At 44.5% G+C, this 22,131-nt stretch carries 24 protein-coding genes; 12 read left to right on the top strand and 12 right to left on the bottom strand.

Annotation, left to right across the window (positions count from 1 at the left end; genetic code table 11):
* Positions 1-16: 16 nt before the first annotated feature.
* The 8 genes from betB to WG891_RS23510 all read left to right on the top strand — a co-directional run bounded on the left by betB (position 17) and on the right by WG891_RS23510 (position 11,331).
* A complete protein-coding gene (gene betB / locus WG891_RS23545; protein ID WP_337264716.1) occupies positions 17-1,489 on the top strand; it encodes a betaine-aldehyde dehydrogenase in 1,473 nt (490 codons plus the stop codon).
* A 20-nt stretch (positions 1,490-1,509) separates the two neighbouring features.
* A complete protein-coding gene (betA, locus tag WG891_RS23540; protein WP_337264715.1) occupies positions 1,510-3,180 on the top strand; it encodes a choline dehydrogenase in 1,671 nt (556 codons plus the stop codon).
* 726 nt (positions 3,181-3,906) lie between these two features.
* Positions 3,907-5,607 carry an alpha-keto acid decarboxylase family protein gene (locus WG891_RS23535; RefSeq protein ID WP_337264714.1) on the top strand — a complete coding sequence of 567 codons (1,701 nt, stop codon included), beginning with the start codon at positions 3,907-3,909 and terminating at the stop codon, positions 5,605-5,607.
* Positions 5,608-5,758: 151 nt separating this feature from the next.
* Positions 5,759-7,477: a thiamine pyrophosphate-dependent enzyme gene (locus WG891_RS23530; protein ID WP_337264713.1), complete on the top strand. Its 1,719-nt coding sequence runs from the start codon at positions 5,759-5,761 to the stop codon at positions 7,475-7,477.
* A 95-nt stretch (positions 7,478-7,572) separates the two neighbouring features.
* Positions 7,573-8,484, top strand: a complete 912-nt coding sequence (locus WG891_RS23525) for a hypothetical protein (protein WP_337264712.1) — start codon at positions 7,573-7,575, stop codon at positions 8,482-8,484.
* 59 nt (positions 8,485-8,543) lie between these two features.
* Positions 8,544-10,079: an alkyl/aryl-sulfatase gene (locus tag WG891_RS23520; protein ID WP_337264711.1), complete on the top strand. Its 1,536-nt coding sequence runs from the start codon at positions 8,544-8,546 to the stop codon at positions 10,077-10,079.
* Between the two features lie 139 nt (positions 10,080-10,218).
* Positions 10,219-10,719: a 4-hydroxylaminobenzoate lyase gene (locus WG891_RS23515; RefSeq protein WP_337264710.1), complete on the top strand. Its 501-nt coding sequence runs from the start codon at positions 10,219-10,221 to the stop codon at positions 10,717-10,719.
* A 33-nt stretch (positions 10,720-10,752) separates the two neighbouring features.
* Positions 10,753-11,331, top strand: coding sequence for an NADPH-dependent FMN reductase (locus WG891_RS23510; protein ID WP_337264709.1), 579 nt, complete (start codon positions 10,753-10,755; stop codon positions 11,329-11,331).
* 346 nt (positions 11,332-11,677) lie between these two features.
* Here the strand turns inward: WG891_RS23510 and WG891_RS23505 are convergent, their stop codons facing one another.
* The 10 genes from WG891_RS23505 to WG891_RS23460 all read right to left on the bottom strand — a co-directional run bounded on the left by WG891_RS23505 (position 11,678) and on the right by WG891_RS23460 (position 18,662).
* Positions 11,678-11,875: a hypothetical protein gene (locus WG891_RS23505; RefSeq protein WP_001298440.1), complete on the bottom strand. Its 198-nt coding sequence runs from the start codon at positions 11,873-11,875 to the stop codon at positions 11,678-11,680.
* 196 nt (positions 11,876-12,071) lie between these two features.
* Positions 12,072-12,320 (bottom strand): hypothetical protein, encoded by a 249-nt coding sequence (locus tag WG891_RS23500; RefSeq protein WP_001399975.1) that lies wholly within the window; start codon positions 12,318-12,320, stop codon positions 12,072-12,074.
* Positions 12,321-12,408: 88 nt separating this feature from the next.
* The gene (locus tag WG891_RS23495) at positions 12,409-13,653 is read right to left on the bottom strand and encodes a type II secretion system protein GspD (RefSeq protein WP_337264708.1); all 1,245 of its coding nucleotides are present in this window, start codon (positions 13,651-13,653) and stop codon (positions 12,409-12,411) included.
* Complete coding sequence (locus WG891_RS23490; protein WP_001007923.1) at positions 13,653-14,678, bottom strand: zonular occludens toxin family protein; 1,026 nt, start codon at positions 14,676-14,678, stop codon at positions 13,653-13,655. Before WG891_RS23490 ends, WG891_RS23495 begins: the two co-directional genes overlap by 1 nt.
* A 3-nt stretch (positions 14,679-14,681) precedes the next feature.
* The gene (locus WG891_RS23485) at positions 14,682-14,969 is read right to left on the bottom strand and encodes a DUF2523 domain-containing protein (RefSeq protein ID WP_000467041.1); all 288 of its coding nucleotides are present in this window, start codon (positions 14,967-14,969) and stop codon (positions 14,682-14,684) included.
* Between the two features lie 12 nt (positions 14,970-14,981).
* Positions 14,982-16,544 carry a hypothetical protein gene (locus WG891_RS23480; protein WP_230201740.1) on the bottom strand — a complete coding sequence of 521 codons (1,563 nt, stop codon included), beginning with the start codon at positions 16,542-16,544 and terminating at the stop codon, positions 14,982-14,984.
* 214 nt (positions 16,545-16,758) lie between these two features.
* Positions 16,759-16,992: a hypothetical protein gene (locus tag WG891_RS23475; protein ID WP_000473544.1), complete on the bottom strand. Its 234-nt coding sequence runs from the start codon at positions 16,990-16,992 to the stop codon at positions 16,759-16,761.
* A gap of 34 nt (positions 16,993-17,026) precedes the next feature.
* Positions 17,027-17,278 (bottom strand): membrane protein, encoded by a 252-nt coding sequence (locus WG891_RS23470; RefSeq protein ID WP_000381239.1) that lies wholly within the window; start codon positions 17,276-17,278, stop codon positions 17,027-17,029.
* Between the two features lie 2 nt (positions 17,279-17,280).
* A complete protein-coding gene (locus WG891_RS23465; protein WP_000073835.1) occupies positions 17,281-17,598 on the bottom strand; it encodes a DNA-binding protein in 318 nt (105 codons plus the stop codon).
* 11 nt (positions 17,599-17,609) lie between these two features.
* Positions 17,610-18,662 carry a phage/plasmid replication protein, II/X family gene (locus WG891_RS23460; protein ID WP_000568107.1) on the bottom strand — a complete coding sequence of 351 codons (1,053 nt, stop codon included), beginning with the start codon at positions 18,660-18,662 and terminating at the stop codon, positions 17,610-17,612.
* A 171-nt stretch (positions 18,663-18,833) separates the two neighbouring features.
* Here WG891_RS23460 and WG891_RS23455 point away from each other — a divergent pair, with 171 nt between their 5' ends.
* From WG891_RS23455 to WG891_RS23440, 4 genes are all read left to right on the top strand, one after another.
* Entirely contained in the window at positions 18,834-19,280 is a 447-nt protein-coding gene (locus WG891_RS23455) for a helix-turn-helix domain-containing protein (protein WP_000527682.1), read from the top strand.
* Positions 19,281-19,379: 99 nt separating this feature from the next.
* On the top strand, positions 19,380-19,802 hold the full coding sequence (locus WG891_RS23450; RefSeq protein ID WP_000089312.1) for a hypothetical protein: 423 nt from the start codon (positions 19,380-19,382) through the stop codon (positions 19,800-19,802).
* Positions 19,803-19,830: 28 nt separating this feature from the next.
* A complete protein-coding gene (locus WG891_RS23445; RefSeq protein ID WP_000773941.1) occupies positions 19,831-20,106 on the top strand; it encodes an ECs_2282 family putative zinc-binding protein in 276 nt (91 codons plus the stop codon).
* Positions 20,106-20,585 carry a hypothetical protein gene (locus WG891_RS23440; protein WP_313851259.1) on the top strand — a complete coding sequence of 160 codons (480 nt, stop codon included), beginning with the start codon at positions 20,106-20,108 and terminating at the stop codon, positions 20,583-20,585. The genes WG891_RS23445 and WG891_RS23440 overlap by 1 nt, the downstream gene beginning before the upstream one ends.
* Positions 20,586-20,790: 205 nt before the next feature.
* On the opposite strand, the gene WG891_RS23435 is transcribed toward WG891_RS23440, so the two are convergent.
* Together WG891_RS23435 and WG891_RS23430 are read right to left on the bottom strand one after the other, a co-directional pair.
* On the bottom strand, positions 20,791-21,117 hold the full coding sequence (locus tag WG891_RS23435; protein WP_337264707.1) for a type II toxin-antitoxin system RelE/ParE family toxin: 327 nt from the start codon (positions 21,115-21,117) through the stop codon (positions 20,791-20,793).
* The gene (locus tag WG891_RS23430) at positions 21,117-21,344 is read right to left on the bottom strand and encodes a type II toxin-antitoxin system Phd/YefM family antitoxin (protein ID WP_337264706.1); all 228 of its coding nucleotides are present in this window, start codon (positions 21,342-21,344) and stop codon (positions 21,117-21,119) included. The genes WG891_RS23435 and WG891_RS23430 overlap by 1 nt, the downstream gene beginning before the upstream one ends.
* Between the last annotated feature and the right edge of the window lie 787 nt (positions 21,345-22,131).

Genomic DNA, 22,131 nt, shown 5'->3' with positions numbered 1-22,131 from the left:
TAGAAGGAACATGTTAATGGCAAGATTCCCTGTACAGCGGCTCTATATTGATGGTCAATTGACCGATGCCAGCGGTTCTGAAACCTTTCACACCATCAACCCCGCAAACGGCGAAATACTCGCAGAGGTGCAGCGCGCTACCGAAGCCGATGTGGAACGTGCGGTGGTGAGCGCCGAACGTGGGCAAAAAATCTGGGCGGCGATGACGGGGACCGAGCGCTCACGCATTTTGCTGCGCGCCGTTGAAATACTTCGTCAGCGCAACGATGAGTTGGCACAGCTGGAGACGTTAGACACCGGCAAGGCTTACTCTGAAACATCCGCTGTGGATATCGTCACCGGTGCCGATGTGCTGGAATATTATGCCGGCCTGGCTGACGCCTTTGAAGGGGCGCAATACCCATTACGCGATAGTAGCTTCTTTTATACCCGCCGTGAGCCGTTGGGCGTCACGGCAGGGATCGGTGCCTGGAATTACCCGATTCAGATTGCGCTGTGGAAATCGGCCCCCGCTCTGGCCGCCGGTAATGCCATGATCTTTAAGCCCAGCGAAGTCACCCCCCTGAGTGCGCTGAAGCTGGCCGAAATTTACACCGAAGCCGGGCTGCCAAATGGCCTATTTAATGTCCTGCAAGGCGCGGGGCGTTATGTTGGCCAACTGCTGGCCGAACATCCACGCATTGAAAAAATCTCCTTCACCGGTGGGGTTGAAACCGGCAAAAAAGTCATGGCCAGCGCCGCCGCCTCGTCACTGAAAGAGGTCACCATGGAGCTGGGGGGGAAATCACCGCTCCTGATCCTTCCCGATGCCGACATCGACCTGGCCGCCGATATTGCCATGATGGCCAACTTCTACAGCTCGGGCCAGGTTTGCACTAATGGCACCCGCGTGTTTATCCATCGCTCACAAAAAGCGGCGTTGGAGCAGGCATTAATCACGCGCGTGAAGCGTATCCGCCTTGGTGAACCGCTGGATCCGCATACCAACTTTGGCCCGTTGGTCAGCTTCCAACATATGGAAAACGTGCTGCGTCACATCGAAAGCGGCAAGGCTGAAGGCGCACGCGTGCTGTGCGGCGGTGCACGTGAAACCTCCGGTGCCTTTGCGCAAGGGGCCTATGTGCAACCGACCATTTTTACCGATTGTGAAGACCACCACACCATCGTCAAAGAGGAAATCTTTGGCCCGGTGATGAGCATTCTGACCTATGACGATATACAAGAGGCCATCGCCCGAGCCAATAACACCACCTTTGGTTTGGCCGCCGGAGTAGTGACGCGCGATCTGGCGCAAGCGCACCGCATTATTCATCAGTTGGAAGCCGGTATTTGCTGGATCAACGCCTGGGGCGAGTCGCCCGCACAGATGCCCGTCGGCGGTTATAAACAATCCGGTGTCGGGCGCGAAAACGGCATCAGTTCACTGGCTCACTACACGCGAATCAAGTCGGTTCAGGTTGAACTAGGCACATTCAGCTCGATCTTCTAACGCCGCTTACTGGAGTATTTATGAGTAATATCAGGGAGTATGACTACATCATTATCGGTGCTGGCTCGGCAGGCAATGTGTTGGCAACGCGCCTGACCGAAGATGCTGATGTCACAGTATTGCTGTTGGAAGCCGGGGGGCCGGACTATCGTCAGGACTTCCGCACACAGATGCCTGCGGCGCTGGCTTTTCCGCTGCAGGGCCGTCGCTATAACTGGGCTTATCTTACCGATCCGGAACCCTTTATGAATAACCGCCGTATGGAATGTGGGCGGGGCAAAGGGCTAGGGGGATCGTCGCTGATTAACGGCATGTGCTATATCCGCGGGAACGCGTTGGATTACGATCACTGGGCGAAAGAAAAAGGGCTGGAAAACTGGAGCTATCTGGACTGTTTACCTTATTTTAAAGCCGCAGAACGCCGCGATATCGGTGGCAATGATTATCATGGCGATAACGGCCCCGTTAGCGTGACAACGCCCAAACCCGATAACAACGTGCTGTTCCATGCCATGGTCGAAGCGGCGGTGCAGGCGGGTTATCCCCGTACCGACGATCTTAACGGTTATCAACAGGAAGGTTTTGGCCCGATGGACAGAACCGTCACGCCGCGTGGCCGTCGTTCCAGCACCGCACGCGGTTATCTCGATCAGGCGCGTTCACGCCAGAATCTGACGATTGAAGTGCACGCAGTCACCGATCGCATTCTTTTTGACAACCACTGCGCCACCGGCGTGGCCTGGCTGCAGAAAGGAGAAAAACGGCAAGCGCGTGCACGGCGTGAAGTGCTGCTGTGTGCCGGGGCTATTGCTTCACCGCAAATCCTGCAGCGTTCCGGCGTGGGCCCGGGTGAACTGCTGAAGAGCCTGGATATCCCGATCGTGCTCGATCTGCCAGGGGTAGGAGCCAACCTGCAGGATCACTTGGAGATGTATCTCCAATATGAGTGTAAACAGCCCGTCTCTTTATCACCGGCGATGAAACTGCACAATCGGCCTGCGATCGGAGCAGAATGGTTGCTGATGGGGAGCGGTATTGGTGCCAGTAACCACTTTGAGGCCGGCGGTTTTATTCGCAGCCATGAAGAATTTGCGTGGCCGAATATTCAATATCATTTCCTGCCGGTCGCGGTTAACTATAACGGTTCTAACCCAATAAAAGTCCATAGTTTCCAGGCGCATGTGGGATCGATGCGTTCGCCAAGCCGTGGGCGCATTCAGGTGCGTTCAAAAGATCCCCATGAGGATCCGAGCATTCTGTTTAACTATATGGCACACGAGCAGGACTGGCGTGAGTTCCGCGCGGCAATCCGCATTACGCGTGAAATCATGCAGCAACGTGCTCTGGAGCCATTCCGCGGCAAAGAGATTTCACCGGGCGTTAATCTGCAAAGTGATGCCGAATTGGATAACTTCGTGCGTAATCATGCAGAAACGGCCTATCACCCGTCATGCTCGAACGCGATGGGGTATCACAATATGGCGGTGGTCGGCAATGATGGCAAAGTGCACGGCATCGATCGGTTGCGTGTCGTTGATGCCTCAATTATGCCGCAGATTACCACCGGGAACCTGAATGCACCCACCATTATGATTGCTGAGAAGATCGCGGACACCATCCGTGGCCGTCAGCCGCTGGCTCGGGTTGAGGTTCCTTATTATGTCGCCAATGGCGCCCCTGTTCGCCGCTAACGATTGGGAGAATAGGGGGTAAAGTGGTCAGCTTCTTTCTGGCGTTAAGCCGTTCTTTATCGCCAGAAAGAAGTGTTGTTATAGATATCTGATACTGATTAATGCGCCTCGCACTAAGCCGTTCTATAAACATCCTCAGGCTCCATTGACTGTACGCTCAGCCATTATTTCAAAGGCTAATGCGTAAATTGCCCGGCAATCACTTTTTAGAATAATTATCCGTGACTAACAAAATGCAATATTTTTTATCTTCATGATAAAAAACAACAAATTGTGATTGTCAGTTTTATTGCCTGATTTAGATGATTTTTCAATATTTATAGCCATTAACTAACAATGATTGTAATCCTGCGGAAGATTTTTACATATCACTTATAAAGTGCAAATTAAAAGAATAAAAAACCATATAATTTATTTTAATTGAATTTTTAACCCATTAATTAGGTTGAAAACCACCCGGATACATTAATTCGCGCTACCTTGCCAAGAAGCAGTAGATGTTTATAATTTGCAAAACAACACGTTAGACTTTGGATTTTGATGTTAAATGACAAGTCTATATTATCAACTATACAATATTTTCAACTAATTAAATATTACGCGTTTATTATCAGTGGGGCGGCGAAATTTAATTCTGTCTAAGATTACTGATGCCAAGCTGTTTTTTAATGGCTCAAAATATCAAATATATAAATAGCATATTTATTCTTAAATAAGGAAGTGAATATGAAGATGGCAATTGGTGCATTTCTTATACGAAGACTCGCAGAGTGCGGTATTGATACACTTTTTGGTGTTCCAGGTGACTTTAATCTCTCCTTGCTTAACCAAGTTATGGAGCAAAAGGAAATAACGTGGGTGGGTAACTGTAATGAGCTGAATGCTTCTTATGCGGCTGACGGTTATGCGCGTCTGCATGGTATGGGGGCTTTGCTGACGACATATGGGGTAGGCGATCTTAGTGCAATTAATGGTATTGCCGGTTGCTATGCAGAATATGTTCCTGTAGTACATATTTCAGGTGCCATACCTATTCATGCTCAATATAATCGCACTATGACACATCATTCCTTACTGGATGGAGGCGTACGTAACATACAGCGTGCAATGTCTGAATTCACCGTTGCACAAGCAGAGCTAACGCCAGAAAATGCAGTGCGTGAAATTGATAGAGTGTTGTTAGAGTGTTACCAGCAGCTTAAACCTGTTCATATATTTATTCCATCCGACATTACTCATCTAGAAATTCAAGTACCAGAAGAAAAAATCAAGCTTAACAAACCCTATCAGAGTCCAGAGATGCTTCAGGCAGCAACAAGATATATTGCTGAATGCATTGAACAAGCCGTGAACCCCGCAATATTGATTGATTTACCCGCCCTACGCTGGAATGCTATTGATGCCATTTTGGCATGTGCGGAACAACATAATATACCTGTTGCTTATACAACCGCTGTTGCTGGAAATATTCCCAACGATCACCCAACGATCGTTGGTCTTTACTGTGGCGCTTGGAGTGCCAGAGGCGTACAGGAGATCATTGAAAAATCTGATTGTTTGCTTGGTTTTGGCCTGCGCAACACCGATGATACGACGGGTTATTTCAGCGCACATTTGCCCCCGAGTTCAAAGCAGATTCAATTCCAGCCTTTCTGGGTGCGCTGCGGAAATCCTGGGAGTAAAGTATTCAATGCAACCCACATGGCCGAGTTAATGCAAGCATTGGCATCGGCCCCGATCGGCAAAAAAACTTTTGTAAAACCTTTACCGACAGTTAAGCAGAAAATCTCTGTGGATCCAACGGCACAGATCTTCGAAGCCGCATTATGGCAAAGAATTGAAGATATGTTACGCCCAGGAGATATTGTTGTGGCAGAAACCGGGACATCAAACGCTAATCTAGGTGCTATTTCTTTCCCACAACAGACCACTTATGTATCCCAACTGCATTGGGGATCCATCGGTTATGCTTTACCCGCTGCATTAGGCTGTGCTTTAGGCGCCCCAGATCGGCACGTTATTCTATCTCAGGGGGATGGTTCACATCAGTTAACGGCCCAAGAACTGAGTACCATTATGCGTAACAAAGTCAATATGACGGTTTTTTTACTGAATAATCGAGGTTATGCCATTGAGCGTTCAATTCTGGGAGCAACCTACGCATACAATGATGTTAATGATTGGGATTATGCTGGCTTGACGAAGGTCTTGGATAAAAATGGTGGGGGAGAAGGGGTTGTTGTAAGAACGATAGCCGAGTTGGACGCAGCGATTGAAAAGTCTCGTACTATTAAAGGCCTATTTTTAATTGAAGTTAAATTAAAAGAGACAGATATCAGTGATGGCATGGTACGTTCAGGGCGTGCAACGGTGTATTTTGATTACGGTGTTGTTCATCCTTTGAATAACTTGGTAGTCAATCACTAGAAGTGATATTTATCTGAATAAAAGCCAATGTTAGTGATTTTTAACGGCGTAAATTCAAGTTCTGGTTATATTTTTTAACCAGAACCTTGAGTTATCAATAATGAAGATGGGTATAAATCACCGCACATTGGCTTAACTATGAGGCACGTGTATGACAACAAAAAAGGTTGCTGACATAATTATCGAAGTTCTCGAAGATGCGGGGGTCAAGCATTGCTATGGCATCGTCGGAGATACGCTGAATCATGTTACTGATGCGATGTCGCGGAGTTCCATTGAATGGGGTCATGTCCGCCATGAAGAAGTCGCGGCGTTTGCTGCAGGCGCAGAGTCTTATGTGAGTGGCAGACTCACTGCTTGTGCCGGATCCTGTGGCCCAGGTAGTCTCCATTTTATCAACGGTGTTTATGAGGCCCAACGAAACAAGGCTCCCATGGTACTGATCGCCAGTCAGATCGTTACCGCACAAATGGCTTCAGAATTTCCGCAAGAAGTTGACTTCAAATCAGTATATCAATCCTGTTCGGTCTACTGTGAAACGATTATAAATCCGACGACAGCGCGAAGAATAATGACTCAGGCTTGCCAGGCAGCACTTAACAAACGCGGCGTCGCCGTCGTTGTCGTGCCTGCGGATATCAGCCAGTCACACGTTAAAGAAGAGTTGCTTTTTTCTGTGCATCATCCTGCCCCCGTATTATTACCTTCCGAGAATGAACTGCGAGAGATTGCAAGTCTGCTTAATCAAGGGAAAAAAATAGGAATTTACGCGGGGGCGGGCTGCGAGGGGGCACATGATCTTTTAGTCAATTTGGCCAGAAAACTTAACGCTCCTATTGCTCACACATCCCGCGCAAAGGATTTTGTTGAGTATGATAACCCTTTTAATATGGGTATGACAGGCATGTTAGGCGTCAAGTCTGGCTTTAATATGCTAAACAACTGTGAAACCTTATTATTATTAGGGGCTGATTTTGCCTGGTCACAATTTTACCCTAATAACGCCAAAATAGTTCAAATCGATCGGGATGGTTGTCACCTTGGGCGCCGGCATCCCATTGAACTTGGGGTCGTCGGGGATGTTATCCCTACGTTATCAGCGCTGTTACCGCTGTTGGAACAAAATGAAGATGATCAGTTCCTGCAAGTCTGTTTGAAACATCGGCAAAATGCATTAGAAATTCAAGCCAGAGAAGAACATTCAGGTAAAGGCCCACTTATTCACCCGCAACATCTGGCTCATCTGGTAAACAAATACGCTGCAGATGATGCCCTGTTTACCGCGGACGGCGGGTCAGCAATGGTTTGGTTGCTGCGCCACATTCGCAGTAATGGGCAGCGGCGGACATTAACGAGTTTGTTGCATGGCACCATGGCGAACGCAATGCCACAGGCGCTTGGCTTGCAAAAAGCCTATCCTGGCCGCCAAGTCATCTCTCTGTCTGGTGATGGTGGGCTCAGTATGCTTATGGGCGATATGATGACTGCCGTGCAGGAAAATCTCCCGATAAAAATTATTGTTCTGAATAATAAATCCCTGAACTTTGTTGAGTTAGAGCAAAAAACAGAAGGATTATTAGATAACTACACTTATCTACAAAATCCTGATTTTGCGAAAGTAGCCGAAGCAATCGGTTTTTACGGCCAGAAAGTGGCTCAATTGGCAGAGTTGGATTCTGCAATACAGGCTTTCCTCTGTCACCCCGGCCCAGCACTTTTGGATGTCCATACAAACTTAACGGAATTAGTGATGCCACCTACAGTTGGAGTTAGTCAAGTTGCTGGCATGGCACTTTATGCTGCAAAAGCTACGATACATGGTCGGGTAAAGGATGTTGAGGAGTTAATTGTTAATAACTTTTTAAAATAACAGAAAGCCAAGACTCGAACGTTTATACCAACAAAAGGATCGAGGCTTGGGGAAGGGGGCTATACAGCCCCCCCCTTAAGCGTTCTGGCAATACCATGGAGCTCCAAAAATTCACGTTCCGCTTATTTTTACCCCAAAAGATTCCCAGATGGTATTTTTATTTTTGGGTGTTATTTATACAGGAAATTCAAATGAGAAATAAAGACATTTATCCTCAAAAGATAGGTTGCTCCGGGTTAATTTTAGGACTCACCTCTTTATTCACTCCCCTCACTCAAGCCGCAGTAAACGATGTGAATACTGACCAATGGCACTATGAAATCACCCCCTATATTTGGGCTACCGGCCAACGCGGTACTCTCGGTGTAGATAGAGGCCCAGGCAATGGTCAGTCGTTCGATCAGAGTTTTTCTGACATTTGGGATCGGATGGATATCGGTGGAATGGCTGCGTTTGAAGCACGCTATAACCGTTGGGGCTTACTACTGGATGGTATTTATCTTAGAGTCTCTGATCATGGTGGGATTTCAGGCCCCAATGGGCTGATAGGCCTTTCGGCAGATGGCAATATCACGCAGCAACAGTATGCTGCCGCCGGTTATTACCGTGTTCTTGAAGGTACAACCACTGTGGATACCTTGGCGGGGCTCCGTTATAACATCGTCAGTTGGAACATAGATGCTCAACTGACTTCACCTTTACTACCAGGCAGCGCAATCTCCCGGAACTTTTCAGAACGTAAGCATTGGGTTGATCCCTATGCCGGGGTGCGAGTTACACACAGTTTCGATCGGCAATGGAGCGTTGTCGGTTATGCCGATATTGGCGGAGCCAGTTCAGGTTCAAATTTAACCTGGCAATTGCTTGGTGGGGTGAATTACGCCTTTCGTTCAGATGTGATTGGCAAGTTAGGCTACCGATACGTTTCCATCAATTATCAGAACGATGGTTTTATCTATGACGTGGCAACATCAGGCTTTTATACCGGGATCGGTATTACCTGGTAAAAACTGATAACAGAATCAATTGCAAATCATATTATCAATTTTGTTTTAAGGATATTTCTATGAAATTAAGTAAAGTGGCACAATTTACCGCCATTATTATCGCGGCTAATACTCTCAGCCTTGTTCATGCAGCCAGCGATGGTGTTGATATTTACTCCGATAGCTCCCAAAAGCATTTTCATCCACAAGGGAAACCACCGTCAAAATTCACTGTTGATCTGTATAATCAAGTGAAAAAGTCTTTACCTTTTGAAGACACCCGTGATTTTGAAGAGTCAAAAAAGGGATTCATCGCTAAACCCCCTTTTAAGCAGATTATGGCAGATGCAGGAAACGTCGCCTGGGATATGGAGAGCTATGAGTTCCTTCTGCAAGGCAAAGAATTCACCAGTATAAATCCTTCCCTGCAGCGTCAAGCGGTGCTTAATATGGCTTATGGCCTGTATGAAGTGCTTCCCGGCAAAATATATCAGGTTCGCGGGTTTGATCTGGCGAACATGACTTTGATTAAAGGCGATACTGGCTGGATCATCTTTGATCCGCTGACGGCAAAAGAAACCGCGGCGGCGGCTCTGGCATTTGCGAATGAGAAGCTGGGTAAACGCCCCGTAGTGGCAGTCGTCTTTTCCCATTCGCATGCTGATCACTTTGGTGGGGTGCGTGGCGTAGTGGATGAGAAAGATGTGCAAAGCGGCAAAGTTCCTATTATTGCCCCAGAACATTTTATGGAAGCAGCCATCTCCGAGAACGTTTTTTCCGGTAACGCGATGGCAAGACGAATTCAGTACCAGTATGCAGTGTTACTTGATCGTAGTCCATTTGGTCATGTTGATCAGGCGATAGGCAAGAATGTCGCTAATGGTAATACCGGGTTGATTGCACCGACCCGTTTGATTACCAAGGACTTTGAAGAGGTGACAATAGATGGGGTCAAGATGGTGTTCCAAAATACCCCTGATACGGAAGCTCCGGCGGAAATGAACACCTACTTCCCACAGTTTAAAGCTTTCTGGGCAGCGGAGAACGTGACAGGGACCATTCACAATATCTACACCTTGCGCGGTGCTGAAATTCGCAATGCGCTTAATTGGTCAAAGCAAATCAATAACGCACTCTATAAGTTCGGTGATGATGTGCAAGTGATGTTTGCTTCTCATAGCTGGCCACGCTGGGGTAATAGCATGGACAGTCAGCGTGCCGATGGCATGAATTTCACCATTAACTTGGTTACACCAGATAATAATGAGAAATACCTGATAGAAATGAGCAATGCAACGCTGACAAATATTGTTGGTTATCAGGCTAAAAAACCGACGCTCACCATTACCGTTAACCGTTCTGATCTTAATAGTGTCATGATGGGAACCAGCACGTTTGAGGCATTGGAAACAGCAGGCAAGGCTAAATTTGAGGGTGATCGTACCGCCTACGAGCAGCTCAAAAGTACCTTGGTCAAGTTCACGCCAAACTTCGAAATCATGCCAGGAACGTTAAACGCGAGCCCAACTCCTGCATCAGGAAATGTTAACAACACGGCACCAACCTATGATGCCAAGCCTTTTGAATATGTTATTTATTCGGCTGAAGAAGATTAACGGCATTGCCAACCTGCTTCTATTATGGAGTTTGGAGATGCGAGTCGAATTAGATACATAATATCTTAATAAAACTAGCCCTGTTCGATAAGGAGCAGGGCTGTATCAGTCAACATCGCAAGGATAAGGAAATTCACCTATGTCATACAGTGAAAAGCACAAAAAAGAGTTGCTTGAAATCGTTTACGGAATATGTGACTCAATTCGTGGAATGCCACTTAATAATGAACTATCAGAATACTTGAATGCACATTACGGCACTAATACCAGTACTTATCAGACATTATCACGTTTGTTACAGCTCGGTGTTGAAGAGGGATGGGTGGCTTATGATGAGATAGCAGGGCCGAATTATCGACGTGGTCGTCTTGCGGATCCTGATTTTAATACGGCAGGTATGAGTGTTGAAAGTGGTCTCCTATACAATGTAAAAGGTCAATACCATTGCCATACAAAAGGAGAGATCAATATGATCGTTCCACTCGAGCGTGATGCTAATTTCTGTGGCACCACATCAGGATGGCGAGTCTTCGAGCCAATGAGTGAACATTTCCCAACAGTGAAAGGAAAAGCGTTAATAATGTTTTTTCTTCCAGATGGAGCAATTGAATATAAAGCACCACCATCTCATTTGCAGTAATTCTGGCCTCACTTTTTTTGGAGAATATTATCAATGACGATACGAATACTGGCATTTTGCGGTAGCAATCGACGTGAATCACTCAATCAACAACTTCTCAAGTTGGCCGTGCAGGGTGCGGTAGACGCCGGTGCGGAAGTTACTGTTGTGCGGTTAGCAGAATTTCAGTTGCCGATCTACGATGGTGATGAAGAACTGGAGCACGGTTTACCGAAAGGAGCTATCGAGTTACAAGAACTGATCGCGCAGCATGATGCGTTACTGATTGCCACTCCTGAATATAACGGTGGATATACGGCGCTATTGAAAAATGCGATTGACTGGATTAGCCGCCCACAAGTAAATGGTAGCCTTGGCACCACATTGTTCGCGGGCAAAGTTGCTGCACTGGTTTCTGCATCGCCAGGTCTGCTTGGTGGGTTACGTTCACAAATGGGGATGCGTACCGTTCTGGATAAGCTTGGTGTTTTGGTCATTCCAAATTCCTTTGCTCTCGGTTCCGCGCACCAAGCATTCGATGACGAAGGGCAATTGCACGACATTACAGCACAAAGGCATGTGCTCGCTGTAGGAGCAGCATTGGCTCAGACTGTCGCGAAGTTTGTAAATTAAGCACTGTATCAATGCTGGTCGATCGATTTTATGTACGACCAGCAATCAGATTTGTTCAGTGCGTTTATTGAGGTAGACATTCTGAAACACCATAATCTACAAAGCAGTATGAGTGAAAAGACGGATTAACAAAAAGAGAGGGCAGATAAGGAAGTGGCTGGCTGCAAACAAAGTATTCATTTAACATAATATACATTATGCGCACCAATGGTAAGGATGGCAGAATCTGGCGGGAATCGTTGACACTGGCCGTCAACTGGCTACTATCGACAGTGATTCAAAATCATCCGTTTCTCCAAACGAATCAGAATCAAATGTCTGTCAGCAGTAAGTGAACGGCCTGACCTCACCAATCAGGCCTGTTCATCCAGTTAGTTGGTAAATCTGTACCTGATACACGAGAATCAAACACCACTTCTTCAGTGCCATCACCATGATGCCGGATAATCTGGTAACCGGATTGCGGGTTCTGGCTCTCAGCTTCATAAGCAGCCCGGAATGCTGGATCTTTGAGAAGCATCACTTTCAGCTCCTGATGTGTCATGAATTTTTCCATGATAAGCCCCGATGAATGCTGCCGCGCCGAATCAGCCATAACGCTGAAAATGGAAACTGTACGGCTTGGCCAACCCCGGACAGCAACAAAACAAGTTTTGTCACTGACCGGCGTTATCTTTCAAAACAGACAGTTAACGATTTTTTGTCTGGTGTTTATGCGTGAAATTTCGTGCGTACGAAATTCACCACCAATAAACAAACGGACGATGACTGACCGGAAAAGCAATGCCGTCAGCATCATGACCACGCATTACCTGATTGAGAAGCCTTCTGACTTCACGGCGCTCAGGCCTGGTCATCATCATATTGCGATACCAGGACGGCGATTTATCAAACCATCTGGCACAACTGGCAAAATGTGAACCTACACGACGATAAGACTTAAGGCGGCCACCGGGAAGTCGGTCACGCGCCTTATTTTTTACAGACATAATAAATCCTCTAAGTAACTGAATACCTAGAAGATGTCGTACTGTTCATACCCCATAAAAGTTAACGCCATAATAAAAATCCATACAATCAGTTCAGGTTGTCCCGGAACAGTTCACCGCTCCTCGCGGCGCTGCGGGGCGTCGCCCTGCTCCGGTCAACCTTTCTGACCTGAAGCACCACCATAATATCAGTCTTGTTGCTTTCACTGGTACGGGAACCGAAGAAGCTCCAGCCGGAACTGGCCTTACTGTCTTTCTGTTCAGCAAGGCCACCAAGTAAAATAATATCACCATCTGCAAGGCTGACTTCGGTTGTTACATCACGCTTGATAAGGGTTGGCGAGTTATTGACGCCGGTTTCAGTGGTCACAAAGTTGGAAAGCTGCTGCTGAATCTTGAGATCCATTGTCCGACTTTTGATTGATGGCGTCACGTTAAACAAAACACCGCTGGAACGATATTCAACGGATTGCGTTGTCGTATTGTTATTCACCGTAACACTGCCCAGTACTGGCACATCAGAGCCGACTGAAAAAGACGCTGAGGCATTATTTTTTACCCGCAGTCGTGGCGCACTGACAACAGTAAAACGACTGTCGGTTTTCAGCAGATTGAAAATGGCATCAATGGAGCCGGTTCGAATATTGATAAAATTATCCAGTCCGGCAGCACCAACTGAAATATTGAATTTATCAGACAGAATTTTAGCCGCTAAAAGAATGCCGGAGCCGTCAGACTGCGAGGTCTGAACCTCAAAAACATAACCAGAAACAACCACTTCATCACTCATCGTATCCAGCGAAGTGACCAGTGTTTTCAGGATGGCGATATCCTCTTTCGTACCATAATAAACCAGAATATCACCGGTTCGATTGATGTAGTTGCTTGCCCCTGATGAACCTTTTAGCGAATCGTCAGAAATCACGGCTCCACTGTTATTGAAGGAGCCTGAAACGTAGCCGCCAAGAATATCAGACAGGTAGGCAACAGAACGGTACTGAGGCGTATAAGTCCATGTATAACGTGGCTTAACCGGCTCTTTCGGCGTATAGGGCGCGATAAAATCAACACCCTTTTTCGTCCATATTCGAATGTTCATATTGCCAAGATAACGGGTTACAAATTCCCGTTCATCAATATCAGGTGTTAACCTGAATGTAATCATTCGTTCATCATTAACAAGCTGTGGATCTAGCATATACGGGACTTTAAGCACCTCACTGTAAATAAGAGAAATAGCCTCCGGTAGCTTGACTTTATTTAATTCAAGCTCTGACCCTGCGAAAGCACATGAAGAAAATAGTAGCGTTAATGCGAGTAAAATCTTTTTCACTATTTTTTCCCCGTATAAAGCGTCACACGCTCACCATCAATAATTCCGCTCATCAACATCCCTTTGTAATTAAAACTGGATGCAGGAACGGCACGCAAAACACCGGCACCGTTAACAAGAATCACAAACGCCCTGCCTTCACTGGTCATTCTCCCTGATATACGCCACTCGGTTGAAAGTGGCGGTTCAGCTGGTTCTGAGGGAGTATCTGGTGCTGGAGTAGCAGCGGAAGAACGAAACATGGCCGCATCACGTACATCTGTTGTAGTCAAATCTGGCGAGGGATCGCTTCGGCCAAACGTGCTGAAAAATGAGTAAATCAGCCAGCCTGACCCGATAAACATCAATGGAAAAAGCACAAGAAAGAACCTGACTTTGCCAGAATTCCAGATGCTCTGGCGTTTATCTGTCTGCTTTTCATTACCGTTATTTCCTTCATAACTTTTGTAAAGTTCAAAAATATCAGGGTTATATTTATTGCGATAACTGGTGACGAGGTTGCTTTTATAGATTTTGTGGCCTGAATATACGTCAATGCAGTAATGATTATTCAGGCCCAACGCTTTCAGCTTGCGCATCCGGTAAGTTGTTTCTATTTTGTCTTTCAGAAAGCGAGCAATATTAGAAAGTGACTGATTTACAATAACCAAATCACAGCTAATACCCGTTTCAGGGTGCGTAAAATGACGATGTTCAGCAATAAATGATTTCTTCTCAGCCGTCATATCCTTATCGCTACCGAAGATTCGCCATGCTTCATCAATAACAATTAAATCACCAAACTGGCAAAAGCTCCCTTCCCCACCTTTAAAAGGAAAGAAATCTGCTTTAAGCACATCATCATTATCCACAACAATAATTTCTCCCGTTGCATCAGGATAACGTTCGGTGATTTTATCTTTTTGTAAACCATAAATGTTCGTCACAACTCTCCGGCCGCTGGTAAATGCCGGAATAATGACATTGCAAACGGCTTCATAACTTTTTCCTGAGCCGGGTATGCCAATATATGCAGAAATAGCCATAACTCACCCTATAACAGGAATACGTCGAATAATAAAACGAGTAGCCATTGCGGAGATAATCATACTAATCCCCTGTGGTAATTTACTCAGGTTAATGAAGTACCAGAATCCGTCTGATAAATTGGCAAACAGCGATGAGAGATTGCTTGAATCTGGCAGTAACTCAACAAGGATTTCAACGAAGCCCTGGACTACAAAATACAGCGCAAAGAATACGACGAATTTAATAATCAATGACCGGAATACAAAACCTAACAAAGTATTTAATGCACTAATCAGAATCCCAAACATAGTTGCACTCCTTTAGGCACTCAGAATAATACGGAGCGCAACAAATCCCCATATAATCAGAAATATGGTTTCTACGGCGCTTCTGTTCTGCTCAATTAACGGACAATGGGAGTCAATTCTGTACTGGTGATTAAACACGCTGAATTCAACAACGGGGCAGGATGCTGAATGAGAGCCGATGTTAAATTCGTTTGTAAAAGGCAACAAGTTAATAATTGGCGTTAAAATATCTCTTGCCGTTGGCGTTTCTTCAAGCTCAGGCTCTTTTACACCGGGATCTTCTCCCAAATCTATATTGCCATTATTTCCAGTGTCAGATCCTGAGTTGTTATTAATGGTAATATCAATATTGACGTCAGCCCCTGCACTGTCAGATACAGGTGAAAGCATATCTAATAACGTTGGAGATAGCCTAAGTTCCGACATCGCAGAAGTTACTTCAGCCGGTGAAACCTCTTTAAACGGTAAGCCGTTATAATCGGCATTAACGGCAGCTTCAGACCACAGCTCGTTAATCATGTCGGCAAGAAGTGCTGGCGATACACTAACACTATCAAGATACTCCAGATAATCAATCATGGACTCAATATTTCCTGCCTCCAGTACTTCCGTCATGGCTTTATATTTGGTATTGGTCCAGATAGTAAGCTCACTCTTTTCATCAATATCTTTTGCGGTGTAATCCTCTTTTTCAGGAACGGCGCAAATCGTCGAATATCCACCATTTGACTGATTAGTCGTTTTACAAGGCGTGTTGTGATACTGATATTGCTTTCCTGCTGTTAAATAAGCAACGCTGTAATACATGGGAAGCCCTGCTACATTTTCATACATGGGAATACCTGCGGGAAATGAAGATGCGGCCGGGTTGCTATACAAGTGTGTAATCTCAGGTATTTCATAAAATGAGGAAGGATAAGTAAACTTATAATTCTGTTCAGTAAAGGATACATCTCCATTACTGTTGACAACTTTATTCGTCACAGTGCGTTCAAAATTCGTTAGTGTTTCAGTATAAGTACGCGAGTTATAGTCATTAAGATAATTTCTGGCAATTTCAGTTGGATTATCACCATAGTAATAAATTAGCTCTTTCGAATCCTGATAATAATAAAGTGCATTATCTGGCGTGGAATATCCTGTTTCAACACCTACAACTGGAGAACCCGCATCCACATTATTACGACTAACATGAAGGATTACCGGACTTAATTCCTGTGGTTCAAAATTAACGGTTATCGTCTTACTTTCACCACTTTGACCACTGTACGTTACTTCATATAAATTATCGGAAATCTTTTTACCGTTAGTCATTACCATTACCGAGCCGTCAGATGAACTCAAAGAAGACGGAACAAAAGATGATACAGCAGCAGCAATACCCGCCCACGTTGCAACACCGCTCATTTTGTATGATGAGGCAGCAGGCAAGTATTCGGCAGCATTAGCCGCAGCGCGGCCAACAAAAACACGGGTTGCTGTAAGCTGTGATGCCGTATAAATCGCATCATTGGCAGCAAAGCGACGAACAAGCACCCGGCCAACGACTTTAGGAATAACAGCCCGCGCAGCCACTGCTGCAATTGCTGGTACAAATGAATATGAATATCGGGGAAAGGAAACCCAGAGAAAGGAAAAAATAAAGGAATAAACCGTCAGCCTCTTAGCCCAAGAATAACGACATAAGCTGAGACGATCCCCCATAAAAGGGAACCCAATTTCCATAATTCAATCTCCATAATAACCTCAAGTAAAACGGGCGATATTGCATCGCCCATGAATAATGAATTTATGCGGATTTAACGGTACGCAATACCCAGCGAACGCCAGCGACACCGGCATAAAGTGTTACCAGTGAAGCAGCAACGGCCATAATCGCAACCAGAACTGTACTGAAATCAATGCTGTTCGTCAGCGGCGATAAATCAACACCACTTGATGCCGCTCCTTCTGCAGCGAAAGTCGCGCCAGAAACAGCCATTAATGCAGGTACAGCCAGAAAACTAACGATTTTTTTAAACATAACTCTATCTCCATTACATTTTAAAGGTTCGCATTCAAGCAGTACGAACCATCTTTATTACCTGTCCCACACCTACAGAAAAAAGCCAGAGCAGCAGGACAGAGCCAAAACCTAATGTCCAGTAATTTCCCATTGCAGAATAATCAATTTGATGAAATGGTTCAGAACGTACCATTATTGCCTGACATTCTTTTGCATTGTTCGCATTACATAAATAACCTTCAATACGGTAACCATTTTCAGGAATATGATTATCAAACTGAATATCGAAACCTGATGTATCCATAATCAGCCTTTTATTTCAGTAATGCCGCCATCTGATGAAATGTTATAAGTTACTCCTTCCCTCCCCTCCATTGACCAGACGCGAACATATACAGGTATCTGGACTAACTTACCGATAAAATTATTTGCCTGATTCATTACACCGGCATTAACAAGAGCCTGAGATACACGAATAATAATCTGGTCTTGCTTAGTGCCGCCAAAACCATCAGGAATCTCTAAGCCAACACCAATTTCATTATAGTATCCCTGACCATTGACCTTATTACGCTGGCGAGCACCAAGCATTTTACCTTTTACAAAAAGACCATAATTAGACATATCACTCTCCTTTAATGCCAGTTACTGGCATGTGAAATACGGTTATAATCGAAAATTAAACCTTTCTCATAAACCCATGATGGAATTTTGGCTGGTTTGGCTTCAAGAGTACGAACCAACGGAACAACGTTATTAGAATCCGGTGACTCACAATAAAAGTTAATATCTATTCCGAAAGAAAGTAATTCTTTACGGTGTCGGTAGAATGTAGGTTTCGGTAACATCTCTTTCATGTTCGCGCCCTGCTTCCACAATAAATATGTAGACTGTATTTTTCTTGGGAGATTAATTATTTTTTCATCAGTTAATATAGTATTTTGATTCATTTCTATTCTCCCTACATAGTCAGAGAATAATTTATTGGGCGTCTCAATATTCCAGCTATTACCAAGCGTAAGATTCAAATCAATTAATTCAGTTGTTCTTAATGTTAATTCAATGCGTAATTTATCTTTTGACCAGTCCAGTAAACCAGCTTTAACGAATTCGTCTGCCATCTGGTGCCCTTTTTTGCCAGATGTATGCTCATCATATTTTGAATAAAATTTCAGGCTCCAACGACGGGAGTTTTTCCCTAAGTAAACAGTGCCACCTTTACCACAGGCGCGACCGTGGCGAGTTTTAGCTTTAAATTCTGCGGCATATAACCATGCGCGGACATTTTCTAATGTTGACAATGAATACATGTAATTGATATCGATGCGCGAGATCTTAAATTGCCCTTCCATGACCTGCCGATAGGATGGTAGATCATGAGGAATATGCAGTAATGCCAATATTCTGGCGTAAGCTGTTAACACCAACCCTTGCAAATCGTCGGAACCGATAACAGAGTGACCTTGCAAAAACTTTGATGGATTACCGTCAATGTAGAGATGTGTTGCCCGACCTTCACCATCAGATCCAACAGACCTTACTTTCATTGTGGACTCATGCGAACCGCGAACGGTCAACCGTTTTACTGTTTCCCACTCCACTGCACCGTCAGCATCGACGCTGACGACACTACCAGCCGGTAACGGTCGGTGTGTGCAAGGCAGGATTCCGGTAAACCAGTCGATCATAAGTAGTCACACCCATCAAAATATGTGTCAATAGTCATTTGTGAGCAGATTGAATGGTCACAATGTAATATGCTCAGATCTGACAGTCAATACATTTGCAATGTTTAAATTGTCAGAAATGAGTATCAAATCTAACTATTGAAAAACCACTGTTAAGATGGAGCCAAGTAGATGGGCAACAATGAGCATGAAGTTATGGCGGACAAACAGAGAGCAGAACGTATCAAAAAGGTAATTCTGGAACACTCGACTTATGAAGAACTGGCCGAGAAGACTGGCATTAGCGTGAGTACGCTGGTCAGGATAGCGTCCGGCAAAACTGAACCTAAATTCAGTGACATCATTCAGATAGCTAAAATTACGGGTGCAGACTTAAACACCTTAGCTTATGGCTATGCTCTTGATGTTAAAGAAGAAGCTACCGAGCGGAAGCTAATCACTTCTGCGGATGGATATACTGATGAAGAAACCACTAACGCACATAATTTCATCGTGTGGAACATCAGGACACTGGAAAAACAAGATATTCTGGCACTCGCAAGGCAGGTTTCTGCCTTAAGTTCATACACTTACAGTACTAAAATGTTTATGAAAAAAGCGGTGTCTGGAGAAGAGTAAAAGGATTAACAGTCTCAGGAATGAGACAAACGTGCAGTATTACCAACACTGCACGTTCTTTATTGTGCGAATTTTGAACAGTGAAAAAGGATCAAAAGGATGAGTAGAAATAACGAAACAAGCGGCGTTGAACTGGTTGTCGTGGGCGTATTTGCTTTCTGTCTGGCAGTTGTTGCCTGGCTAATGAAAACTTTCGATGTTGAATGGCAAACAGCACTGGAAACTGCGCCTGGCCTGATAGTCTGGCTGCTTGTTGTCGGTGCGGGGATCTTTTTCGGGATCAAAATGGAAACTGGCCTTATTCGCTGGGGTGCTCCACTGGCGATCGCCCTTCTGATCCCGGTATTCAAGCCAATTCTTAAGGAAGCTGCCGGAGTTCGTGAAACGGGTGGGCTGGTTTTCGATGATATGGTTTCGTGGTATGGAACTGGCTGGGGAATGTCTCTGATGTTCTTCGGGATTCTTATTGTCGGATATGGCCTGCTTTATTGGTGGCACAGAAGAAATTCATATTACTGGTAATCAATAAAACGTAGAAGAGAGGAAACATATGAAACTGAATCCTGAGAAATACAATAGAAACATTACCCTGCTATGTCCTGTGTGCGGAAATACAGAGATGGAACACGAGGAAGAGTCTGAGGTCGTTAGATGTGTAGGCTGCGGGAAAGAATTTACTAATGATGAGTTAATCCAAGAAAACGGGGTGAGTATTGACGCTCATGTAGATGAAATAAAAGAAGAGTTAACAAAAGACATTCAAAAACAGTTTAACGACATGCTCAAAAAGGCATTTAAGGGAAGTAAGAATATAAGGATCAAATAATGACAACAAGTGATGCCATCGCTTTAGCTGCGCTTGTAGTATCGATTTACACTATCATATCGTCAGAAATGAAATCGAGAAAAAGCGATAGAGAACAAAAGGTTATGAAGGATGAGCAAGACAGGTTACGTAAGTTGCTTCTGGAAAAAGAAACAAAGTCAGCAATTAATGAGATGAAAGCTGAGCTTGGTGCTCGCCTCGTAAAAATAGCCAAAAACAACTATAGGCTCAAGATATTTAATAGAGGGAGGGTTGAGGCTAAAAATATAGAGATTCATTTCCCTGATAACGATGGAAATGAATATCTTTCAATGCATGATGTAGAAGATAAATTTCCATATGAGGTATTACACCCGCAACATGGGATTGAAATTTTAGCGGGAATAAGCTTTGGAAGTAAAACTAAATACCGAATAAAACTCATATGGGATGACAATTATAAAAGAAGAAATGAGGAGGAGTTTTTCATTTCTATATAAATTGGTTCGCACAATGACGTTATGCTAAAGAGGCCGCTGCGGGATTCGATTTTCGCAGCGGCCTTTTCAACATAACGAGTCGTACATTATGCGCACCTAAGTGACGATGCATGGAATCTGGCTATTTGGATCAGTCAATTTCCTCCCACTCCAAAACTCTACAGGATGTCATTGACCGCCGCTGGCTCACACTCACACCTGGCCGTTAAATGCTTATAAGACGCTTAAATAATAAATTCTGGATATCCTGCTTGTGAGACAGTATCGCGTGTGCCGTTATTACATTATCTTCTACCGAGTACAACACTCTGTAGCCGTCTGGGGTGTTGCACTCACGGTATTTTGCGCAACCTATCTTGAGTAATTCCGGGCATACCTGACATCCAAGCGGAAAATTACTGACTCGGTTTTCGAAGTGCTCAATGATGCCGCTGATCACTTCCTTTGGTGCTGCTTCGATACGGCGTAAGTGGTTGGCAATATCTTCAATGCAGACTTTTACCGTAAGTGTGTACTGGATCACAGCCGCCATTACAGCCCCGTCAACAGTTGTTCTTTACTGAGGATATTGCCGTCTGTCTTGTCTTTCTCTGAGAGAGTCAGCAGCTTTAACAGCGCGATAGCATTTTGGCGCTCCTGCTGTGCCTCGTAGGACTCAATCACATACGCCGGAACTCCGTTTTGAGTGACCAGAATCGGCTCCTCCAGATCGAGCGATGCGGCGTTCTTTTTCACGTAACTTATGGTTTCAACTTTCATAGTAACCTCACAGAGCAAATAAGTTTAAATATAGTCTAAATATAGTCCTCTAACAACAACTAGCAGGACAGAACGCTAGCAAACGTAGTAATGGCCCTAGCCGGATTGACATAGATGCCCCTTGTTTTTGATCGCGCTACGTAAAATCTGACAAACAGCGGCCGTCATTGTCTTACTGATTTCATCAAAATGCACGCAGAAGGCAGCAATACGATGTGGAGCGTTCTTAAACACATTGTGGTTTATGGTGCTTTAAATTAAAAATAAACAGATTTATAGTCCATAATAAATTAAATTTACAGTAAAAAACACTTTATTAATACTTAACCTTGCAGAATGTGGCCTCGCATACCATATTTAGAAAACTCCGAATCGGCCATCAGATTAAACTGAGTTATAAAGCGTTGGCGGGTAATGAAACATATAAATTATTAAAATTTTTACAATACTCACACTTATTATTTTTAGTGAGGCACAGCTTTCCTGCGCCATCCTGGCACGTTGTGTGTTGCTCTTTTTAATTATCACAGTAATTATCTAATTTAATATAATTATATAAATGACTTCGAAACGTCATCTTGCGCTTCTGGTTTTTTTTCACCTGCGTAATGACTTTTGGGATCCTTTTAATTCAACATCTTGAGAGATAAATCATCGCTATTTTTATAATGGCGCAGATGGGTGTACGCGCTAAAGGTCAGCAGTAAAAATGTTAAATTTCAATGGGGATTCAATCTGTTACAGCACCATCAACCACTGATACAAATGAATGTAAATGATTAAAGCA

It is taken from the genome of Serratia sp. MMO-28 (assembly GCF_037199905.1).
Classification (GTDB): Bacteria; Pseudomonadota; Gammaproteobacteria; order Enterobacterales; family Enterobacteriaceae; genus Chania; species Chania oryzae.
The sequence above is the reverse complement of the archived record's forward strand: the minus strand, read 5'-3'. Positions and strand labels throughout refer to the sequence as shown.

What these genes read in the sequence shown, in the direction of transcription:
- betB (WP_337264716.1), top strand. Translation starts at nt 17, where the DNA reads ATGGCAAGATTCCCTGTACAGCGGCTCTATATTGATGGTCAATTGACC.
- betA (WP_337264715.1), top strand. Translation starts at nt 1,510, where the DNA reads ATGAGTAATATCAGGGAGTATGACTACATCATTATCGGTGCTGGCTCG.
- WG891_RS23535 (WP_337264714.1), top strand. Translation starts at nt 3,907, where the DNA reads ATGAAGATGGCAATTGGTGCATTTCTTATACGAAGACTCGCAGAGTGC.
- WG891_RS23530 (WP_337264713.1), top strand. Translation starts at nt 5,759, where the DNA reads ATGACAACAAAAAAGGTTGCTGACATAATTATCGAAGTTCTCGAAGAT.
- WG891_RS23525 (WP_337264712.1), top strand. Translation starts at nt 7,573, where the DNA reads ATGGAGCTCCAAAAATTCACGTTCCGCTTATTTTTACCCCAAAAGATT.
- WG891_RS23520 (WP_337264711.1), top strand. Translation starts at nt 8,544, where the DNA reads ATGAAATTAAGTAAAGTGGCACAATTTACCGCCATTATTATCGCGGCT.
- WG891_RS23515 (WP_337264710.1), top strand. Translation starts at nt 10,219, where the DNA reads ATGTCATACAGTGAAAAGCACAAAAAAGAGTTGCTTGAAATCGTTTAC.
- WG891_RS23510 (WP_337264709.1), top strand. Translation starts at nt 10,753, where the DNA reads ATGACGATACGAATACTGGCATTTTGCGGTAGCAATCGACGTGAATCA.
- WG891_RS23505 (WP_001298440.1), bottom strand. Translation starts at nt 11,875, where the DNA reads ATGACACATCAGGAGCTGAAAGTGATGCTTCTCAAAGATCCAGCATTC.
- WG891_RS23500 (WP_001399975.1), bottom strand. Translation starts at nt 12,320, where the DNA reads ATGTCTGTAAAAAATAAGGCGCGTGACCGACTTCCCGGTGGCCGCCTT.
- WG891_RS23490 (WP_001007923.1), bottom strand. Translation starts at nt 14,678, where the DNA reads ATGGCTATTTCTGCATATATTGGCATACCCGGCTCAGGAAAAAGTTAT.
- WG891_RS23485 (WP_000467041.1), bottom strand. Translation starts at nt 14,969, where the DNA reads ATGTTTGGGATTCTGATTAGTGCATTAAATACTTTGTTAGGTTTTGTA.
- WG891_RS23475 (WP_000473544.1), bottom strand. Translation starts at nt 16,992, where the DNA reads ATGTTTAAAAAAATCGTTAGTTTTCTGGCTGTACCTGCATTAATGGCT.
- WG891_RS23470 (WP_000381239.1), bottom strand. Translation starts at nt 17,278, where the DNA reads ATGGATACATCAGGTTTCGATATTCAGTTTGATAATCATATTCCTGAA.
- WG891_RS23465 (WP_000073835.1), bottom strand. Translation starts at nt 17,598, where the DNA reads ATGTCTAATTATGGTCTTTTTGTAAAAGGTAAAATGCTTGGTGCTCGC.
- WG891_RS23460 (WP_000568107.1), bottom strand. Translation starts at nt 18,662, where the DNA reads ATGATCGACTGGTTTACCGGAATCCTGCCTTGCACACACCGACCGTTA.
- WG891_RS23455 (WP_000527682.1), top strand. Translation starts at nt 18,834, where the DNA reads ATGGGCAACAATGAGCATGAAGTTATGGCGGACAAACAGAGAGCAGAA.
- WG891_RS23450 (WP_000089312.1), top strand. Translation starts at nt 19,380, where the DNA reads ATGAGTAGAAATAACGAAACAAGCGGCGTTGAACTGGTTGTCGTGGGC.
- WG891_RS23445 (WP_000773941.1), top strand. Translation starts at nt 19,831, where the DNA reads ATGAAACTGAATCCTGAGAAATACAATAGAAACATTACCCTGCTATGT.
- WG891_RS23440 (WP_313851259.1), top strand. Translation starts at nt 20,106, where the DNA reads ATGACAACAAGTGATGCCATCGCTTTAGCTGCGCTTGTAGTATCGATT.
- WG891_RS23435 (WP_337264707.1), bottom strand. Translation starts at nt 21,117, where the DNA reads ATGGCGGCTGTGATCCAGTACACACTTACGGTAAAAGTCTGCATTGAA.
- WG891_RS23430 (WP_337264706.1), bottom strand. Translation starts at nt 21,344, where the DNA reads ATGAAAGTTGAAACCATAAGTTACGTGAAAAAGAACGCCGCATCGCTC.